This is a genomic window from Ancylobacter radicis, assembly GCF_018449475.1.
GTDB classification, from domain to species: domain Bacteria; phylum Pseudomonadota; class Alphaproteobacteria; order Rhizobiales; family Xanthobacteraceae; genus Ancylobacter; species Ancylobacter radicis.
The window spans coordinates 105,675-122,968 of record NZ_JAHCQH010000016.1; the positions used below are offsets into that span (position 1 = coordinate 105,675).

Genomic DNA, 17,294 nt, shown 5'->3' on the forward strand with positions numbered 1-17,294 from the left:
TGCCTGCGGAGACGCGGCGGAGACATCCGCCAAGTACTTGATTTCATTGGAGGCGGAAACGTCGCGGAGACGCGGAAACGTCCCACTAACCCGTTGATTTCAAAGCGGAGACGGAAACGGAGACAGGTCAGTATCCCCTTCGGGGATACCGCGCGGGCGCGCACGCGAGGGCGTGCCGCGCCGCGCTCCCATCGGAGGGCGATGGCATGACCTCCGCCCTGAACCCGATGCCCTCCGCCGATCTGGCGAAGGTCTCGCTCGATCGCCTCGATGCGGTCGCGTCGGCAATGGAACGGAAGTGGGGAATTGATCGCCTCCCGAAGCTTGTCGATGCGCCCCTCGCCGTTCGGTTTCGACGCCAAGCCGAACGTCTCGACGAGGCGATCCGTTCGGATGTTTCGGCCGCGATCTCGGCCCAGGCCGAAGCCATGCTGCGGGCCTGGAACGCGCTCGACGCCGCCGCGATCACCGGAGGCTGGAAACCGCTCGCGCCGACGATCTGGGAAGCCGTGCTGCCCGAGACCGGCGAGGTCGTCGCCATCGTGCGCGATTCCGACGAGGCCTTCGCGCTGGCGAAGGAGCGCAAGGGCGCGGTGTGGACGCTCGCCGAAGTGGCGATTGCGATCGAAGCCTTCGGCGACACGGTGCGCGCGACGAAAGAGGCCTTCCCCGGCGCCGAAGTCACCGCGGTTCGGCCCGCAGGCACAACCGCCAAACTTGCGATCGGTTCTGCCGCGCCTGTCGTGGCCACAGAACGCGAGACGAAGCCTGCCCGCAAACTGCCTGCCCGCAATCGCCGAAACCGTTCTGTCGGCTTCGCTGGGCTTTACGCGCCGCTGCTCGATCCCCGCCCAGAAATCCCGTCCACCAAGCCGCCGATCGATTGGGAACGCGGCGACGACATCCCGTTCTAGCTCAGGAGGAACCCATGCTTGCCCTCGCCTTTGAAAACCCTGCCATCCCGTCGGCGCCCGCCGTGACGCCGCCGCCGTCGCGAACGATCCTCGCCCTCGATCTTGGAACCCGAACCGGATGGGCCGTGCTGCCGCGTTCGGGTCGGATCGCTTCGGGCGTGACCGAATTCCGTCCCGGCCGCTTCGAAGGCGCTGGCATGGCATTCCTGCGCTTCGAAAAATTCCTCGCCGATCTCAACCGCGACGCTGGTCCGTTCGACGCCGTGGTGTTCGAGGAAGTCCGCGCCCACGCTGGCACTCTTGCCGCGCAAGTGTATGGCGGCTTCCTCGCCCATCTCACCGCGTGGTGCGAGCGCAAGGCCGCGCCCTATCTCGGCGTGCCCGTGGCCACGATCAAGCGCCACGCGACCGGCAAGGGGAACGCGCCAAAGGAGGACGTGATCCGCGCCATGCGGGCGCAAGGCTTCCTGCCCAAGGACGACAACGAGGCCGATGCTCTGGCGCTTCTCGCCTGGGCCATCGCCAATGAGATCGGAGGCGCACAATGAGCAAGCGCCTGTCTGGACCGCTATCGCCGAACGAGATCGAGGACCGCTTCGAGGAGGCTGCGCGCACCCTGCGGCGCCTGCCTGACGACAAGCCGCAGGGCTACTTCAACGTCTGGCCCGCCATCGTGCGAACGACGTGGGAGATCATGGCCATGGAACGCCAGCCCATGAAGGTCTGGGCGACGCCGCAATCCATCGACCGGATGGACGAATGCTTCGCCTGGCTGTTCTGGCTCGAACCCGACGAGGCGCGCGTCGTGTGGTTGCGGGCCGAGGGCATGCGGTGGAAGCCGATCTGCCGTAGGCTCGGCGTGAGCAGAGCTACAGCCTGGCGCTGGTGGGCAACCGCGCTGATCAAGATCAGCCATCGCCTCAAGGCCGACGACAAGGCGCGCACGTCGAAGCCGAGGAAACAGGCGTCATGAAGCGCCCCTCTTCGCGCGCGCGTAGGGACGACTTGAACGCGCATTCGACGACGTGGGGGCGGCTTTCACCTGCGTTCAACAGGCGCGCATTGATGCCAGTTCGTCGAACTTCGAGCGAGACAAATTCAGGGGTTTTCGCGATATTTGTTGGCATGATCGCGAGAGGTGCAGGCATCGACACCATGATCCTCGGCACGCTCGCACTCAAACGCTTATCCCGACGACAACGCGCATTCGACGCACGCACGCGGCGCGAAGCCGCCGATCCCCGCCCCTTCTAGGTTCTTCCCGGCCCTCAACGTATGCGGGCGGCGGCAGCGCGATCCTTTGCTAGCGGCAGGTTCGCGAACCGGGTTCGCACCCCGCCCTTGAGGTTCGCGGGTTCGCACCCCGGTTCGCATTCAACGGAGACACAATGCTCGCCATCGAGACCCGCCCGATTGCGCGGCTGATCCCCTATGTCCGCAACGCACGGACGCATTCGGGCGATCAGATTGCGCAGATCGCGGGCTCGATTGCCGAGTTCGGCTTCGTGAACCCGGTGCTGATCGGCGCCGACGATGTGATCATCGCCGGCCACGGCCGCGTTCTAGCCGCCGAGAAGCTGGGTCTCGCCGAAGTTCCGGTCATCGTGCTTTCGCATCTTTCGGAATCGCAGCGCCGGGCGCTGGTGATCGCCGACAACCGGATCGCGGAAAATGCGGGCTGGGACGATGCGATGCTCAAAGCCGAAATCGCCGCCTTGCGCGAAGACGCCTTCGATCTCGATCTTCTGGGCTTTGCCGAAGAAGAACTCGGCCGGTTGCTCGATGGCCTTGACGGCGATGCCGGCGGCGATGGCGCGGCGGATGGCGAGCAGACTTCCGATGCCTCGACCGAAACTCAACGCGCGACCCTTGCCGAGCGCTTCGGCATTCCGCCGTTCTCGGTGCTCGATGCCCGCAAGGGCTGGTGGCAGGATCGCAAGCGCGCCTGGATCGATCTCGGCATCCGCTCGGAACTTGGACGCGGCGAAGGCGCGACCTATGGCGTCGCCAACGGCGTGACCGAGCCCGGCCTCAACCACTATCGCAACCGGAACAATGCGACGCCAGGCGGCTCACCCCGCCCGCTGGATCGCGGATGGACCGGAAAGAAGGACAAACCCGCCCATGGCTAAGGGTCTCGCCCGCACGTTCGGCCAGGATCTGATGCGCGGCGAGCATCAAGTCGGCGCGCCTTCGAACGGCGGCGTCCTGATGCCGTCGCACACGTCGGGCGATCCGAGTTTCTACGCGAAGAAACGGGCTCGCGAGGCCGAGATCGGCCGCGAGCTGACGACGGAAGAATTCCTCGCGGAGCATTATGAGGCGTCCGATGCGCCGACCGCTTCCGGCACCTCGATTTTCGATCCAGTCTTGTGCGAAATCGCCTATCGCTGGTTCTGCCCGCAAGGCGGAACCGTGCTCGATCCATTTGCAGGCGGTTCGGTGCGCGGCATCGTCGCCTCGCGCCTGGGGCGTCGCTACGTCGGGATCGAACTTCGGCCCGAGCAAGTCGAGGCGAACCGAGCGCAGGTCGCTATCGCCGCCGAACCATTGCCGGAATGGCGCGTCGGCGACGCACGCGATCTCGGTGCCATTGCCGCAGATGTCGCGGCGGACCTGATCTTCTCCTGCCCGCCCTACTGGAACCTCGAACGCTATTCCGACGATCCCGCCGATCTATCGACGATGGACGAGGCCGCGTTCTTCGAGGCACAGGCCGCGATCATTGCCGCCGCTGTCGCCCGGTTGATGGATGACCGTTTCGCGGTCTGGATTGTCGGCGATGTGCGCGACGGCCGCGGTTTCTATGTCAACCTGCCAGGCCGAACGGTTGAAGCCTTTGAGGCGGCAGGCGCGCGATTCTACAACGAGGCGATCCTCGTGACCGCCGTCGGGTCGCTGCCCATCCGCACCGGCCGACAGTTCACCGCCGCGCGCAAACTTGGCCGCACCCATCAAAGCGTGCTGGTCTTCGTCAAAGGCGATCCCCGGCGCGCGACGGAAGCCTGCGGCGAAGTCGAATTCGGCGAGATCGAGGAAGTGCAGCTATGACGGCGCCAATCATTCGCGAGCATGGCGCCGTTTGGGTCGTCCGCGACGATCTATTCCCGGGCGGAACGAAAGCGCGGTTCATGCCGGTGCTGTTCGAAGGCACCGAGGAAGCCGTTTATGCAAGCCCGGCTGAGGGCGGCGCGCAAACCGCGCTCGCGACCGTCGCGAAGGATCTCGGCAAGCGCGCGACGATCTTCGTCGCGGCGCGGGCGAAGCTTCATCCTAGAACACTGGAAGCGGCAAGGCTTGGCGCGAAGGTGGTGCCGGTTCGGCCCGGCTATCTCTCGGTCGTGCAAGCTCGCGCGAAGGACTATGCGAAAACGAGCGGCGCGCGGCTTGTGCCCTTCGGCGTCGATTTGCCCGAAGCCATCACGCGCCTCGCAGACGCCGCGCTTGCGACAGGGCTTGATCCCGATGAAGTCTGGTGTGCGGCTGGCTCCGGCGTGCTTGCCCGGGCGCTGGCGCAGGCGTGGCCGCGTGCCCGCCGCCATGTCGTTCAGGTCGGGCGAGAACTTGAGCCGCAGGATGTGGCGGGTGCGACGATCCACGTCTATCCGCGCCCATTCTCCGATGTCGCGAAAGAGACATCGCCGTTTCCGTCCGATCCGCACTATGACGCCAAGGCTTGGGAGACGATGACGGCCCGGAAGGGTCCGGGCTGCGTCGTGTTCTGGAATGTCGCTGGGCCTGCTCGGCCCTAACTTCTTATCGGCATCCATCCAATAGAAATGTGGCGTCGAACGCGCTAGTCTTTGCTCAATTAGTTCGCAGAGGGGCCATGGATGCTCGGGACAGCGCTTTATTACCCGCACATAGACATTCGTGACGGCGGATGGCTTAGATCAGCGATTTTGTTCTGGGATGAAGTCCAAACGATCGTCCCGACATCAATTAGAAACCCTTATGAGACCAAAGATACCAAGATATGCGAGCAGGAAGGTTACCTGCGACCATTGAGGTGTGACTTGCATCCCGAGTTACTCGAAGACCTGGGCAGGCGTGTTTTTAAGCTCCTTGAAGATCAGGAATGGCAAAACAACATCGTCTGGGGTGAGAGCGGAAACGCTCCAGCTGGCAACGCACTTATGCACGCTGACAAACTCGGCCACGAAATGAAGTGGCGACTGGAAGAGCTGGTCGGATTGCATCCAGACAAAATGCCTCCCGCTTTGCGGTCGTTTTTGGTCCAATCAGGCGGGCTTGAAATGTTGTCGGCCGACAAGCTGCCACCGCATCTACGGCATATGCTTCGTGACTTTGGTATGTATGGGATGCACCCGGAAAAACTCTCCAATGAGATCCGACACATGCTTGGGCGATACCGTCACGATCAAGACGGTGAGTGGATAATGGTCAATGGGCGCTTCGCTGAAGTTTACATGTCAGCTCTGGCTGCTCTACTCTCGAAGGAAGTTCAAGTCTCTGCACTTACAAACGAAGAGCCGTCTTCTGGGGTCAATTTACGGTGTTTGGTTGATGACGTTGCGGCCAGTGGCGAAACTGCCGCGCGAGGCGCACTCGTTTCCGTCGTCATGAAAGGCCTGAAAGTCGATCCTGAATCATCTGTTAAGAAAATGATAGCCTTTCGAAGAGGACGAAAGGATCAGATTGCCGAGTTGTCTGGCCACTTCGATGATCTCAAAGGAAAAATTGAGAAATCATCTTCTCCGAAGGAACTCGAAGAGGGTGCGAAGCGGCTATTCGAAAACAAAATCCATCCTGGACTTGAGAAGCTAAAGAAGGAATTGGAGTCTCAGTCAATTCAAAGTGTTTGGGATGGAGTCCAGCGAGGTTTTACTGTATCCGCAGCAAGCGGTGGTGCACTTGCGTATATCACCGGATATACAGGTCCAATGCTATTAGGTGCCGCTGCGTTCATTACCCTCGCTGATGTTGGGATGAAATCGTATTTGGCCAAATCGAAGGTACGTGCTTCGTCACCGTATACATACCTCCTTGACGTAGAGCGGAAATTCTCGCTCCCCGGCTAGTTAATCATGCATTGGCTCAGGAAGGACCCCGACGCGCCTCGATGGCGATGATCGCCAGATCGCGATAGCGCGCCATGGCCTTCGGGCTCGTTGAAACCGGGTTGATCTCGATGGCCTTGAGGCCTTCGAGATCGCCCGCCTCGGCAAGCGCAACCAGCTTGGCGAGCTTCGCCCGAAACCGCGCATGTGTCGGCTTTGAGAAATCCGGCGCTGTCGGAAGCGCGCCCGCCTGCGCCTGCTCGATAATTGCCTTGCGCTTGCCGGGCTTTGGGCTGGTTGGCGGTGTTGCCTGCTCGGGCTCAGTGATCTGGATTGGCGGCTGGCCATCGGTGTCGGTCGCCATTGCCCGCCAGCCGAACCGGCCATCAAGCGTCTTGAACACTTCGAACTCGCCGGGCTTCAACCCGGTGCGCTGCGCGCCGCGCTGGGCGTTGAACTTCTTGTCGTAGGTCGTGGCTTCCGTGGTCATGGTCGTGCTCCTTCAGGATTGGGTTCAGTTCGAAGTGACAAGCGCCGAGCGGCCTTCGGCGGTGACGCCGTAGATTAGCGGAAGGCGCTTGCCGAACGGGCTGGGGTTCTCGGCAACGAGTCGCATCGCCTCGATCCGCGCATCTTCAAGGCTCAGTGCGCTCGCCCGGGCGTAGCGCCCGGTTCCGAGAAACAGGGCAACGTCGTAGCGAACGGCTTGGGCAAGAACGGCAGCGTTAGCGGCGTCGGCGGGATGAACTTTGCGGCGGCTTTTCATGAGCGATCTCCGTGGGTTAGGACGGGTCGCAGACAGCCTCGACACACAAATCGGAGCAACTCCTAAGTCGCTCTAATCGCTCATTATTTTAAGGTTGGGAGCGCAGCCCATGGGTCTGTCGCGGAGGGCCTATGCGCGCCATCGCGGCGTCTCCGACATGGCGGTTCGAAAGGCCATCGCCTCGGGCCGGATCGCCGTAGAAGAGGACGGCACGATCGATCCCGAGAAGGCCGATCGCGCCTGGGGATCGAGCTCCGATCCCGCGCAGGTTCGCCCCGTTGCCAAATCGGCACCGCCGCCGCGCGGCACGCCGCGTCCAGTGCCCATGGCGGCGGTCGAAGCCGTGCGTGAAACCTTGCGCGAGAGCGGCGAGCCCGCGCCCGCCGCCGGCAACATGACCTTCGTCCAGGCGCGCACGGCGAACGAAGTGATCAAGGCGCAGGAGCGCCGCATCCGCCTTGGTAAGCTCAAGGGCGATCTCGTCGATCGGTCACGCGCGGTCTCAACGGTGTTTGCGCTGGCCAGGCGCGAACGCGACGCCTGGGTGCAATGGCCGGCACGCGCCGCCGCCTTGATCGCCGCCGAACTGCAAATCGATCCTCATCGCTGCGAGCAGGTTCTCGAAGCTCATGTCCGACGCCATCTCGAAGAACTCAGCCAAATCGGCATCGAGCTTCGATGAGGGCTTCGACGGTCGCGCGGAGATCATCACCGCCTGGAACCGAGGCCTTGCGCCCGATCCGGCACTGACGGTTTCGGCCTGGGCGGATCGCTATCGCTTTCTGTCCTCTCGCGCCTCGTCCGAGGCGGGCCGCTATCGAACCGACCGCACGCCCTACATGCGCGGCGTCATGGATGCGCTCTCGCCCGGCAGTTCGGCCAGGCGGATCGTCTTCATGAAGGCGGCGCAGGTCGGCGCGACCGAGGCGGGGAACAACTGGATCGGCTATTGCATCCATCAGGCGCCGGGACCATTCCTCGGCGTCCAGCCGACGACGGATCTCGCCAAGCGCCTGTCACAACAGCGCATCGAGCCGCTGATCGACGAAAGCCCGGAGCTTCGGGCGCTCATCCTGCCGTCGCGCTCGCGCGATAGCGGCAACACGGTGCTGGCCAAGAAATTCGCGGGCGGGCAGCTTGTCCTGACCGGCGCAAACTCCGCCGTCGGCCTACGCTCGATGCCCGCCCGCTATGTCTTCCTCGACGAGGTGGACGCCTATGAGGGCGATGTCGACGGCGAAGGCGATCCGGTCGCGCTCGCCGTCGCCCGCACACGCACCTTCGGTCACCGCGCCAAGGTGTTTCTCGTCTCGACGCCGACGATCAAGGGCCTGTCGCGGATCGAACGCGAATTCGAAGCGAGCGATCAGCGCCGCTTCTTCGTGCCGTGCCCGCATTGCGGGATGCTGCAATGGCTCAAGTTCGAGCGCCTCAAGTGGACCAGCGGCGAACCGTCGAGCGCCGCCTATCACTGCGAGGGCTGCGATCAACCGATCGCCGAGCACCACAAGACGGCGATGCTGTCGGCAGGTGAATGGCGCGCCACCGCGACGCCGGCTGATCCGCATTGCGTCGGCTTTCACATCTCCGGGCTCTATTCGCCGGTCGGCTGGCTCGGCTGGGCCGATATCGCCCGCGAATGGGAAGCGGCTCAGGGCGACGATGCGGCGCTCAAAGCCGCAAAGAACACGCTGCTCGGCGAGACGTGGCAGGAACGCGGCGAAGCGCCGGATTGGCAGCGGCTCTATGAGCGGCGGGAAGATTTCGCACCGCTGGTGCCAGGGTGTGGCCTGATCCTCACGGCAGGCGCCGACGTTCAGCACGACCGGATCGAGGTCGATATCTGGGCGTGGGGCCGAAGGCTCACCAGCGCGCTCGTCGAACACATTGTCCTCGAAGGCGACACGTGCCGCGAGGAGGTCTGGGGAAAGCTGACCGCGTTGCTCGGCCAGACCTGGCGTCATGAGAACGGCGCACGGATGCGGATCGCGCGGCTTGCGATCGACTCGGGCGATGGGCGCAACACCGCCGCCGTATACAGCTGGGTGCGGCGCGTCGGGGTCGGCCAGGCGCTCGCGATCAAGGGCGTTGAAGGCTTCGACCGGTCCACTCCGGTCGATGGCCCGACCTATGTCGATGTCAACGAGCACGGCCGCACGATCCGGCGCGGCGTAAAACTCTGGAAGGTGTCGGTCGCCGTCTTCAAGTCCGAGACCTATCGCTTCCTGCGGCTTGACCGCCCTACCGATGAAGAACTCGCCGCAGACACGCCGTTTCCGGACGGTTTCGTGCATCTGCCGAAGAGCGTCACCGCCGAATGGGTGAAGCAGCTTGTCGCCGAGCAGCTGGTGACGGTGCGCGACCGCCGCGGCTTCTCGAAGCTCGAATGGCGGCAGATGCGCGAGCGCAACGAGGCGCTCGATTGCCGGGTTTATGCCCGCGCCGCCGCGTGGCTGCTCGGGATCGACCGCTTCGACGACGCCAAGTTTGAGACGCTCGAAGAAGAGCTTCGGGTCGCAGCCGAGGACGAAGCGCGGCCCGCCGATCAACGCGGCCTCACGCCCACGACTGCGCCCGTGCGCCGCTCTGACTGGCTCGGGCGGCACGACAAATGGTTCTAACTTCTTGCGGGATTTGCGATGCCCTGGACGCAGACCGAACTCGATGCGCTGAAGCGCGCCTTCGCGGGCGGAACATTGCGCGTCACTTATGACGGCAAGACCGTCGAATACGGCTCGGCGGACGATCTCCTGAAGCGTATCCGCACCATCGAGACCGAGATCGCCGCCACCTCCGGCAATCCGCGCCCGATCGCCGGATTTGCCAGCTTCGGCCGCGGTGATCGCTGATGGCCGCGAACTGGATCGATCGCGCCCTCGCCAGCGTCGCGCCGGGCGCCGCTCGCAAGCGCCTTCTGGAACGCCAGGCGTTCGAGAAGCTGGCGCGCGCCTATGACGGTGCTGCGGTCGGACGGCGCACCGACGGCTGGCGGTCGTCGTCCAGCTCTGCCGATAGCGAGATCGCTTCCGGCGCGTCGCGGTTGCGCGACCGCATGCGGGATCTGACACGCAACAATCCGCATGCGGCGAAGGCCGTGGCGGTGCTGGTGAACAACATCGTCGGCGCCGGGATCAGGCCGCGCGCGGCGACCGGAACCGACGCGCTCGACAACCGGATCAATGAACTCTGGGAGCCCTGGGCAGCGCGATCGGACGCCGATGGTCTCGCCGATTTCCACGGGCTTACCACGCTCGCCGTGCGCGAGATGATCGAAGGTGGCGACGTATTTGTACGCCGTCGTATCCGCCGCACTGAAGACAAGCTGCCGGTGCCCCTGCAGCTTCAACTGCTTGAAGCCGATCACCTCGACGATACCAAGATCGGCGCACTTCCCGACGGCGGACGGATCGTGCGCGGCATCGAATATGACGCCATCGGCCGACGCCGCGCCTATTGGCTGTTTCCCGATCATCCCGGCGATACCAGCGTGCCGCTCTCGCGCAGCCTCACCTCGGCGCGCGTGCCTGCAGATGGCATCGCCCACCTCTTCGAGCGCCAGCGCGTGCAGAGCCGCGGCGTGCCCTGGGGCGCGCCGGCCATGCGGGCGATGCGTGATCTTGATGATTGGACCAACGCGGAGCTTGTCCGCAAGAAAACCGAAGCCTGCCTCGTTGGCGTGGTGCTCGGCGCGGATGAGGCCGATCAGGGCGTGGCGCCGACCGTCGTCGATGCCGAAGGCAAGACCATCGAGCAGTTCGAGCCCGGACTGATCGCCTATGCGCGCGGCGGCAAGGACATCAAGTTCAACCAGCCGGCCTCCACGGCTGGCGTCTCGGAATGGCTACGGGCGCAGCTTCACATCATCGCCGCCGGATACCGCGTGCCTTACGAGCTGCTCACCGGCGATCTGTCTCAGGTCAACTATTCGAGCCTGCGCGGCGGTCTCGTCGAATTCCGGCGCATGGTCGACGCTCTGCAATGGCAATTGGTGATACCGGGCTTCTGTGAACCGGTCTGGCGCTGGTTCACCGAGGCGGCTTGGGTTGCCGGACTGATCCCGAACCCGGTGGTCAAGGTCGAATGGCAACCGCCGCGCTTTGATGCCGTCGATCCCCTGAAGGACGCGCAGGCCGATCTTCTGATGCTGCGCTCGGGCACCATGACGCTTGCCCAGGCCATCGCCCGGCAGGGCTACGATCCGGCCTCACAGCTGGGCGAAATTGCGGAAATGAATGCGCTGCTCGATCGGCTGAAGATCGTGCTCGATAGCGATCCACGCATGATGACCAAGGCCGGAACGGCGCAGCCCGATCCGAACGACCCGGCCGGCGACACCGCAGACAACGAGCCGCCGGGCAAGCCGAAGCCCAAGCCCGGCGACTGATCCACTTCGAGGAAACCATGAAACCTGCTCAACCGCCTTTGCGCGGCGCGCCGCCTATGGCCAACGCGCTGCCGATGCAGACCCGGCTTGCGCCGGTCGCCTCAATCGAGGCCGAGAGCCGAACCGTCGAAGTCGTCTGGACCACCGGAGCGTCCGTGCGCCGCTGTCGCTGGACCGGCTTTGATACCGCAATCGACTACGAGGAAATCCTCGTGGTCTCGCGCGATGCGGTCGATCTCTCCCGCCTCGATGCCGGCGCGCCGGTGCTCGACAGCCATTCGCAATGGACGACGCGCGCGATTGTCGGCGTCGTCGAACGCGCCTGGATCGACAAGGGCGAAGGCCGCGCAAGCTTGCGCTTCCCGAAGCTTGGCGTCGATGAAGCCGCCGATCGCCTGTTCGCGCTCGTCACCGACGGGATCGTCCGCAACATCTCGGTCGGCTACCGCATCGACAAGGTGCGCGTCGAACGGCCCGAACGTGTCGGCGAACCTGAACGCTGGTTCGTCGAACGCTGGACGCCTCACGAACTGTCCTTCGTGGCTGTCGGCGCCGATCCCGGCGCGCAAGTCCGCGCGGCGGACGAGGCGCCGACCTTTCCCTTTGAACTCGTCAATTCCAACACCCGAACGATGGAGACTGCCGCCATGGACGAACCTGTCCAGACCCGTGATGCCGCGCCGGAAGCTGCGCCCGCGCCCACCGCGAATGAACGCACCAATCCCGCGCCGCTCGATCAGGCGCCTGTCGCACCGAACGCCGATCAGGTTCGCGCGGAAGAGCGCGAGCGTGTGGCGGCGATCTTTGGCCTGGCCGACCGCTTCCGCCTCGAGCGCGCTTTTGCCGATGATCTCGTCACGCGCGGCGTCGCCATCGAGGAAGCCCGCCGTGTCATTCTCGACAAGCTTGCCGAACGGGATGAGCGCGGCGTCGGCCATACTGCCGTCTCCTTCCCGGCGGGCGGGCTCGATGCAACCGTCACAAGACGCGAGGCCATCACCGAAGCGATTGCCCATCGCCTCGCGCCATCGGCGAATGCCCTGCCGGATCGCGCTCGGGAATATCGCGGCATGTCGCTGGTCGAAATCGCCCGCGAAACTCTGCAACAGGTTGGCGTGCGCACGCGCGGCATGACCGCGAACGAGGTGGTGCAGCTTGCGCTCCGCAATGCCGGGCCGCATGGCACCAGCGATTTCCCGCTGATCCTCGCCAACGTCGCGGGCAAGCGTCTGCGGCAGGCTTACACGACCGCGCCCCGCACCTTCGAGCGCTGGACGCGCGGCATCACCACGACCGACTTCAAGCCGCTGTTCCCGACGCAGATCGGCAACTTCCCCGGCCTACTGCCGGTCATGGAAGGCGCCGAGTTCAGCTATGGCACCATCGCGGAAAGCCGGGAAACCTATCGCCTCGCCACCTTCGGCCGCATCGTCGCGCTCACTCGGCAGGCCATCGTCAATGACGATCTGCGGGCCTTCGACCGGGCGCTCGGCACGGCGGGCATGAAGGCTTCCGATCTCGAAAGCGGTCTCGTCTACAACGAGATTCTCGCAAACCCGCTTCTGGCCGATGGCGTCGCTTTGTTCTCGGCGGCCGCGGGCCGCGCCAACCAGGGCACAGCGGCGGCGATCACCGAGACCTCGCTGACGCAGGCGATCGAACTGATGACGCAGCAGCGCGAGATGACGCCTGCCGGCGTCACCGGCGATCAGATCATCAACAACTACCCGCGCTATATTCTGGTGGCGCCGGGCACGCGCGCGATCGAAGCGCGCAAAATCATTGCCCAGACGACGCCCGCCCAGGCGTCTCAGGTCAACCCCTACGCCAACGCCTTCGACGTGATCGAGGAGCCGCGCCTCTTCAACACGGCGGGTCCGCAGCGCTGGTGGCTGGCGGCCGATCCCGCGACCATCGACACGATCGAGTACTGCCGCCTCGAAGGCCAGTCCGAGCCCTTCCTCGATCAGCGCGTCGGGTTCGAGGTCGATGGCGTCGAATTCAAGATCAGGCACGACTTCGCGGCCAAGGCGATCGACTTCCGCGGCCTGTTCTTCAACGCCGGCGTCTGATGACGGCGACGCCAGCCTAACCCGAAGTCAAGGAGACCCATCCCATGCGGAACTTCATCCAGGCGGGCAACACCGTGGTGGTGCCCGCGCCCTATGCCCTCACGTCTGGCCAGGGCGCGAAAGTCGGCCAGCTCTTCGGCGTCGCCACCAACGATGCCGCGCTGTCTGCCGATGTCGCGCTCGATCTCACCGGCGTGTTCGAGCTCACCAAGATTGGCTCGCAGGCCTGGACGGTCGGCGCGCTCGTCTATTGGGACGACACCAACAAGCGCTGCACGACGGTTGCCACCGCCAACCTTCTGATCGGCGTCGCGGCGGCGGCTGTCGCGGGCGGTGCGGGCAACACCACCGGCCGTGTTCGGCTCAATGCCTCCTTCCGGGCGAACGATCCGTGATCGACGCTTTCGCCTCGGCCATCGATGCGCTCTTCGCCGATCCCAATATCGGCGAAGACGCGCTGTGGAAGGCGGGCGGCGTCGGCGCTGGCGTCGCTGTCCGCATCATCTGCAAGTCGCCCGACCGCATGGCGGAATTTGGAGAAAGCCGCGCAGTTCTGCCGACAATCGGCATCGATATCCGCCGCTCGCAGGCCGCAACGATCACTGAGGGCGATCTGATCCTGATCGGCACCGAGACTTACCGGATCATCGGCGAACCGATGGGCGATGCGCTCGGGCTCGTTTCGGCCTGCGAGGCTGTAAAGGTCTAGTGCTACTGAATACGGAAGTAAGTTCGGCTCCCGATTGGTTCACCGTTCTTCTCGAACCGACCGGACGACCATCGTTCGGGACGCTCCATGAATACCTCCCAGACCATCAGCCCAAAGCAACGGGCCGATGCGCTGTAGTCTCGGCGCGCGGCCTTCTCATAGATCGGCTGATAGACCGTGCCGCCCCAGTTCGATCCCGGCATCCACCCGGCTGTCTGAATTTCTGTGCCTTCGATCATGCCATTCAGTTCAGACTTGATCGCCGCAATTTCATCGACAGTCATCCGAGACATAAATGCCCTGAATTCGCTCTCATAAGGGACGCGCGCGATCGTTTTCCCGGACATCAAATCAATGAGCACGATACGCCTCCCTTATTGAGCCAAGATTTCTTCTTGAGTGACACGCGAACGGAGCATCACCCCGATGTTCATGCGCTGCTGGCCCGGATTGAGATGATCATACCGCTTCTCGATGCCATGCTGGCGGGCAACTTCGTAAAGGCGCTCAAGGTCGAGCTTGCCATCAGGCGCTTTCACCTGCTGATCGAGCCAGATATTGAAGGGACTCTTAGCTGTCCGTTCGAGCCAAGCCTGCCTCTGTTCGGGTGTAATTTTCATCGTCCGGTCGCGGCTTTGATCCTGCGGCTGATACCGTGCACCACTAGAGAACAGGCTTTCCCGTGTGATGCGAAGCCCAGGTCGATCAATCTCGTAGCCGACCGCCTCCATGATTTGACGGACCATGTGCCCAATCATCTGCTTGATGCGATCTTGGGCGATGTCAGGACCGAACTCTGCGACCAACCCTGGCGCTAAGGGTTCAACAGCTGCCCGTTCTAGGAAGCTCGCGGTCTCCATTCGGATCACGTTGTCGGGCCGAATGAGGAAATTCCAAACGCCCGCGCCGAGTTCGGTTTCGAACAGGTCACGGAAATTCTGGGGATCATACTTGACGTCAATGTTTGGTAGGTGCGCCTTCATCATGCCCTCCTGTTGGAACAGATGTTACATATGCGCCTATTATGGATATCTGTCAATAGTGCGCCTATGAAATTCGCCATCAAGCACCCCGATCTCGGCAAAGCGCTTGCTGAAACCGAGAAGGATATCGAACGCGCCGTCACGTCGGGAATGCGCGATGCTACAGCCGGCCTGAAACAGGATCTCCGCGAAGATGTCGTCGCGGCCGGGTTCGGTGAACGGCTGTCACGAACGTGGCGGGGAAAGACCTTCCCCGAGGTCGGCGAGAGTGCCGAAGCAGCTGCCTATGTCTGGTCGCGCGCGCCGAAGATTGTCGATGCCTTTGACCGGGGCGTGGTGATCCGCTCAGTACGCGGCCCGTTCCTGGCGATCCCGACTGCCGCCGCCGGCAAGAGCGGACGAAGCGCTGCGGGCTCGCGCGAAAAGATCACGCCGGAAGGCTGGCAACGGCGAACCGGTCTGAAACTGCGGTTCGTTTATCGCCGTGGCCGTCCCTCGCTGCTGGTCGCGGATGATGCCCGGATCAACACGCGCGGGCTTGCCGCCCGCAATCGCCGCAAGACGGGTCAGGTCAGTGTCATCGTGTTCATTCTGGTGCCGCAGGTCGCCCTGAAGAAACGGCTCGATGTAGAGGGCGCCGCCAAACGCCAAGCCGCGCGCGTGCCCTCGTTGATCGCGCGGCACTGGCCGCAATCCTGAAGGCTTGGTCCACCATGGCTTCGAAACGCGAAACCGTCCTTGCGGCGGTGAAGTCGCTTGTCGCCGCTGCCCTGCCGGGCGCGGAAGTGAAGCGCAATCTGGCCAAGGCCGAGCGCATTCCGCCCGGTGGGCTGGTCGTGATCCGCGACGGCGATCCGGGCGAACCGGAGGTCAGCCTCTCGCCACTGACCTATCTGTATTCGCACCGCATCCCGCTTGAGATCGCCGCTTACGAGCGCGCGACGCTCAGCCGCGAGCAGGTGGTGGACGCCATGCTGGGGGCGATCGGCGCGGCGGTCATGGCGAACCGGACGCTCGGCGGGCTTTGCGACTGGATAGAAGCAGAAGCGCCGGTGACGGACGATATCGAAGCACTTGGCGCCTTGCCCGGACGCTTCGCCGATCTCGCGATCCTCGCCGTCTACGCGACGACCGATCCTTTGAACTGAACCCACAACGATAGGAGTATTCCCATGGCACGCGCACGCGGCGCCAACGCCGTCATGGCTGCGGTGTTTGAAGCCACCTATGGCATCACGCCCGGCACGGGCTTTCGCAAGCTGCCCTTCGTCTCGGCCAACCTCGGCGAAGAGCAATCCCTGATCGAGAGCGATCTCCTCGGCTATGGCCGAGATCCGCTGACGCCAGCCTATGACGTGGTGTCGAACGAAAGCGACATCGTCGTTCCGATGGATCACCGGAACATCGGCTTCTGGCTCAAGGGCCTGTTCGGCAACCCAACGACCGCCGCGACGGTCGCCGCAAGGGGCTCGATCCTGTTCTCCGCGCAGCCCGTGGCGAACGCGACGATCACGATAGCCGGAACCGCCTTCACTTTCGTCTCCGCCGCGCCGACCGGCAACCAGATCCAGATCGGGGCCAATCTTGGCGCGACGCTGACCAATGCCGTTACCGCCCTCAACGCCAGCGTCGTGCCAGCAGTCGCGGCGGCGACCTATGCCCAGACCGGTGGCAACACGCTGACGATCACGCACGATACGCTCGGTCTTGGCGGCAACAGCTTCACGATCGCCGCGTCCACCACGCCTGCCTCGAATGGCACGGTCTCGGGCGCGACGCTCACTGGCGGGGCGAACGGCCACACCTTTGTTTCGGGCACGCAGACCCTGCCGTCGATGTCGATCGAAGTCGGCCTTCCCGACGTGCCGTTCTTCGGCATGAACTATGGCGCGCGGGCGAACAGCCTGTCCGTCCAGGCGCAGCGTTCCGGGCTTCTGTCCGCGACGGTCAACGTGATCGCCCAAGGCGAGGCGACCGCCACCGCGACGGCGGCAGGCACGCCGACCGTTCTCGATGTCGAGCGGTTCAGCCAGTTTCAGGGATCGATCACCCGCAACGGCGCGGTGCTCGGCAACATCGTCTCGGCGGAACTGATGTATTCGAACAACCTCGAAAAGATCGAGGTCATCCGATCCGACGGGCGCATCGCCGATATCGATCCCGGCATCGTCAAATGCTCGGGCAATCTCAATGCGCGGTTTCAGGACACGAGCCTCCTCGATCAGGCGACCGCCCGCACGCCCTGCGAGATCGCCTTCGGCTGGACCATCGACGCCAGCCGCTCATTGCTCTTCACCGCGCACCGCGTGTTCCTGCCGCGCGGCAACCGGCAAATTCAGGGGCCGGGCGGCATCCAAATGCCCTTCGCCTGGCAGGCTGCGCTCGATCCAGTTCTCACCAAGACCTGCACCGTCGTTCTGACCAACGACGTGGCCTCCTACTGAT

At 64.0% G+C, this 17,294-nt stretch carries 21 protein-coding genes; 17 read left to right on the forward strand and 4 right to left on the reverse strand.

Going from position 1 to position 17,294, the window contains the following annotated elements; all coding sequences use genetic code 11:
• Positions 1–206: 206 nt before the first annotated feature.
• The 7 genes from KIP89_RS11445 (at position 207) to KIP89_RS11475 (ending at position 5,956) form a co-directional block, all read left to right on the forward strand.
• Positions 207–914, forward strand: coding sequence for a hypothetical protein (locus KIP89_RS11445; RefSeq protein WP_213755570.1), 708 nt, complete (start codon positions 207–209; stop codon positions 912–914).
• Between the two features lie 14 nt (positions 915–928).
• Positions 929–1,462, forward strand: a complete 534-nt coding sequence (locus KIP89_RS11450; protein WP_250152414.1) for a RuvC family protein — start codon at positions 929–931, stop codon at positions 1,460–1,462.
• Complete coding sequence (locus KIP89_RS11455; protein ID WP_213755571.1) at positions 1,459–1,887, forward strand: DUF6362 family protein; 429 nt, start codon at positions 1,459–1,461, stop codon at positions 1,885–1,887. Before KIP89_RS11450 ends, KIP89_RS11455 begins: the two co-directional genes overlap by 4 nt.
• 415 nt (positions 1,888–2,302) lie before the next feature.
• Positions 2,303–3,046: a ParB/Srx family N-terminal domain-containing protein gene (locus KIP89_RS11460; RefSeq protein WP_213755572.1), complete on the forward strand. Its 744-nt coding sequence runs from the start codon at positions 2,303–2,305 to the stop codon at positions 3,044–3,046.
• Positions 3,039–3,965: a DNA methyltransferase gene (locus KIP89_RS11465; protein WP_213755573.1), complete on the forward strand. Its 927-nt coding sequence runs from the start codon at positions 3,039–3,041 to the stop codon at positions 3,963–3,965. The genes KIP89_RS11460 and KIP89_RS11465 overlap by 8 nt, the downstream gene beginning before the upstream one ends.
• On the forward strand, positions 3,962–4,666 hold the full coding sequence (locus KIP89_RS11470; RefSeq protein WP_213755574.1) for a pyridoxal-phosphate dependent enzyme: 705 nt from the start codon (positions 3,962–3,964) through the stop codon (positions 4,664–4,666). Before KIP89_RS11465 ends, KIP89_RS11470 begins: the two co-directional genes overlap by 4 nt.
• Before the next feature lie 81 nt (positions 4,667–4,747).
• Complete coding sequence (locus tag KIP89_RS11475; protein WP_213755575.1) at positions 4,748–5,956, forward strand: DUF6236 family protein; 1,209 nt, start codon at positions 4,748–4,750, stop codon at positions 5,954–5,956.
• A 16-nt stretch (positions 5,957–5,972) separates the two neighbouring features.
• On the opposite strand, the gene KIP89_RS11480 is transcribed toward KIP89_RS11475, so the two are convergent.
• Together KIP89_RS11480 and KIP89_RS11485 are read right to left on the reverse strand one after the other, a co-directional pair.
• Positions 5,973–6,425, reverse strand: a complete 453-nt coding sequence (locus tag KIP89_RS11480; RefSeq protein ID WP_213755576.1) for a hypothetical protein — start codon at positions 6,423–6,425, stop codon at positions 5,973–5,975.
• Positions 6,426–6,449: 24 nt separating this feature from the next.
• A complete protein-coding gene (locus tag KIP89_RS11485; RefSeq protein ID WP_213755577.1) occupies positions 6,450–6,701 on the reverse strand; it encodes a hypothetical protein in 252 nt (83 codons plus the stop codon).
• Between the two features lie 109 nt (positions 6,702–6,810).
• Here KIP89_RS11485 and KIP89_RS11490 point away from each other — a divergent pair, with 109 nt between their 5' ends.
• Genes KIP89_RS11490 through KIP89_RS11520 form a run of 7 tightly spaced genes read left to right on the forward strand, consistent with a single transcriptional unit; the run spans position 6,811 to position 13,866 of the window.
• Positions 6,811–7,383: an elements of external origin gene (locus tag KIP89_RS11490; RefSeq protein WP_213755578.1), complete on the forward strand. Its 573-nt coding sequence runs from the start codon at positions 6,811–6,813 to the stop codon at positions 7,381–7,383.
• Positions 7,331–9,322 (forward strand): phage terminase large subunit family protein, encoded by a 1,992-nt coding sequence (locus tag KIP89_RS11495; RefSeq protein WP_213755579.1) that lies wholly within the window; start codon positions 7,331–7,333, stop codon positions 9,320–9,322. The genes KIP89_RS11490 and KIP89_RS11495 overlap by 53 nt, the downstream gene beginning before the upstream one ends.
• A gap of 18 nt (positions 9,323–9,340) precedes the next feature.
• Complete coding sequence (locus KIP89_RS11500) at positions 9,341–9,550, forward strand: phage head-tail joining protein (protein WP_213755580.1); 210 nt, start codon at positions 9,341–9,343, stop codon at positions 9,548–9,550.
• Complete coding sequence (locus tag KIP89_RS11505) at positions 9,550–11,085, forward strand: phage portal protein (RefSeq protein WP_213755581.1); 1,536 nt, start codon at positions 9,550–9,552, stop codon at positions 11,083–11,085. The genes KIP89_RS11500 and KIP89_RS11505 overlap by 1 nt, the downstream gene beginning before the upstream one ends.
• A 17-nt stretch (positions 11,086–11,102) precedes the next feature.
• A complete protein-coding gene (locus KIP89_RS11510) occupies positions 11,103–13,157 on the forward strand; it encodes a prohead protease/major capsid protein fusion protein (RefSeq protein WP_213755582.1) in 2,055 nt (684 codons plus the stop codon).
• Positions 13,158–13,201: 44 nt separating this feature from the next.
• Complete coding sequence (locus KIP89_RS11515) at positions 13,202–13,552, forward strand: DUF2190 family protein (protein ID WP_213755583.1); 351 nt, start codon at positions 13,202–13,204, stop codon at positions 13,550–13,552.
• Positions 13,549–13,866, forward strand: coding sequence for a head-tail joining protein (locus KIP89_RS11520; RefSeq protein ID WP_213755584.1), 318 nt, complete (start codon positions 13,549–13,551; stop codon positions 13,864–13,866). Before KIP89_RS11515 ends, KIP89_RS11520 begins: the two co-directional genes overlap by 4 nt.
• A gap of 2 nt (positions 13,867–13,868) precedes the next feature.
• Here the strand turns inward: KIP89_RS11520 and KIP89_RS11525 are convergent, their stop codons facing one another.
• A complete protein-coding gene (locus KIP89_RS11525) occupies positions 13,869–14,228 on the reverse strand; it encodes a hypothetical protein (protein ID WP_213755585.1) in 360 nt (119 codons plus the stop codon).
• Positions 14,229–14,240: 12 nt separating this feature from the next.
• Positions 14,241–14,852 (reverse strand): hypothetical protein, encoded by a 612-nt coding sequence (locus tag KIP89_RS11530; protein WP_250152415.1) that lies wholly within the window; start codon positions 14,850–14,852, stop codon positions 14,241–14,243.
• A gap of 63 nt (positions 14,853–14,915) precedes the next feature.
• Between KIP89_RS11530 and KIP89_RS11535 the strand changes: the two genes are divergently transcribed.
• Genes KIP89_RS11535 through KIP89_RS19825 form a run of 3 tightly spaced genes read left to right on the forward strand, consistent with a single transcriptional unit; the run spans position 14,916 to position 17,293 of the window.
• Positions 14,916–15,548, forward strand: a complete 633-nt coding sequence (locus KIP89_RS11535; RefSeq protein ID WP_213755586.1) for a DUF6441 family protein — start codon at positions 14,916–14,918, stop codon at positions 15,546–15,548.
• A gap of 47 nt (positions 15,549–15,595) precedes the next feature.
• Positions 15,596–15,997, forward strand: a complete 402-nt coding sequence (locus KIP89_RS11540; RefSeq protein WP_369807123.1) for a hypothetical protein — start codon at positions 15,596–15,598, stop codon at positions 15,995–15,997.
• Positions 15,998–16,021: 24 nt separating this feature from the next.
• Positions 16,022–17,293: a phage tail tube protein gene (locus KIP89_RS19825; protein WP_250152416.1), complete on the forward strand. Its 1,272-nt coding sequence runs from the start codon at positions 16,022–16,024 to the stop codon at positions 17,291–17,293.
• Position 17,294: the final 1 nt, after the last annotated feature.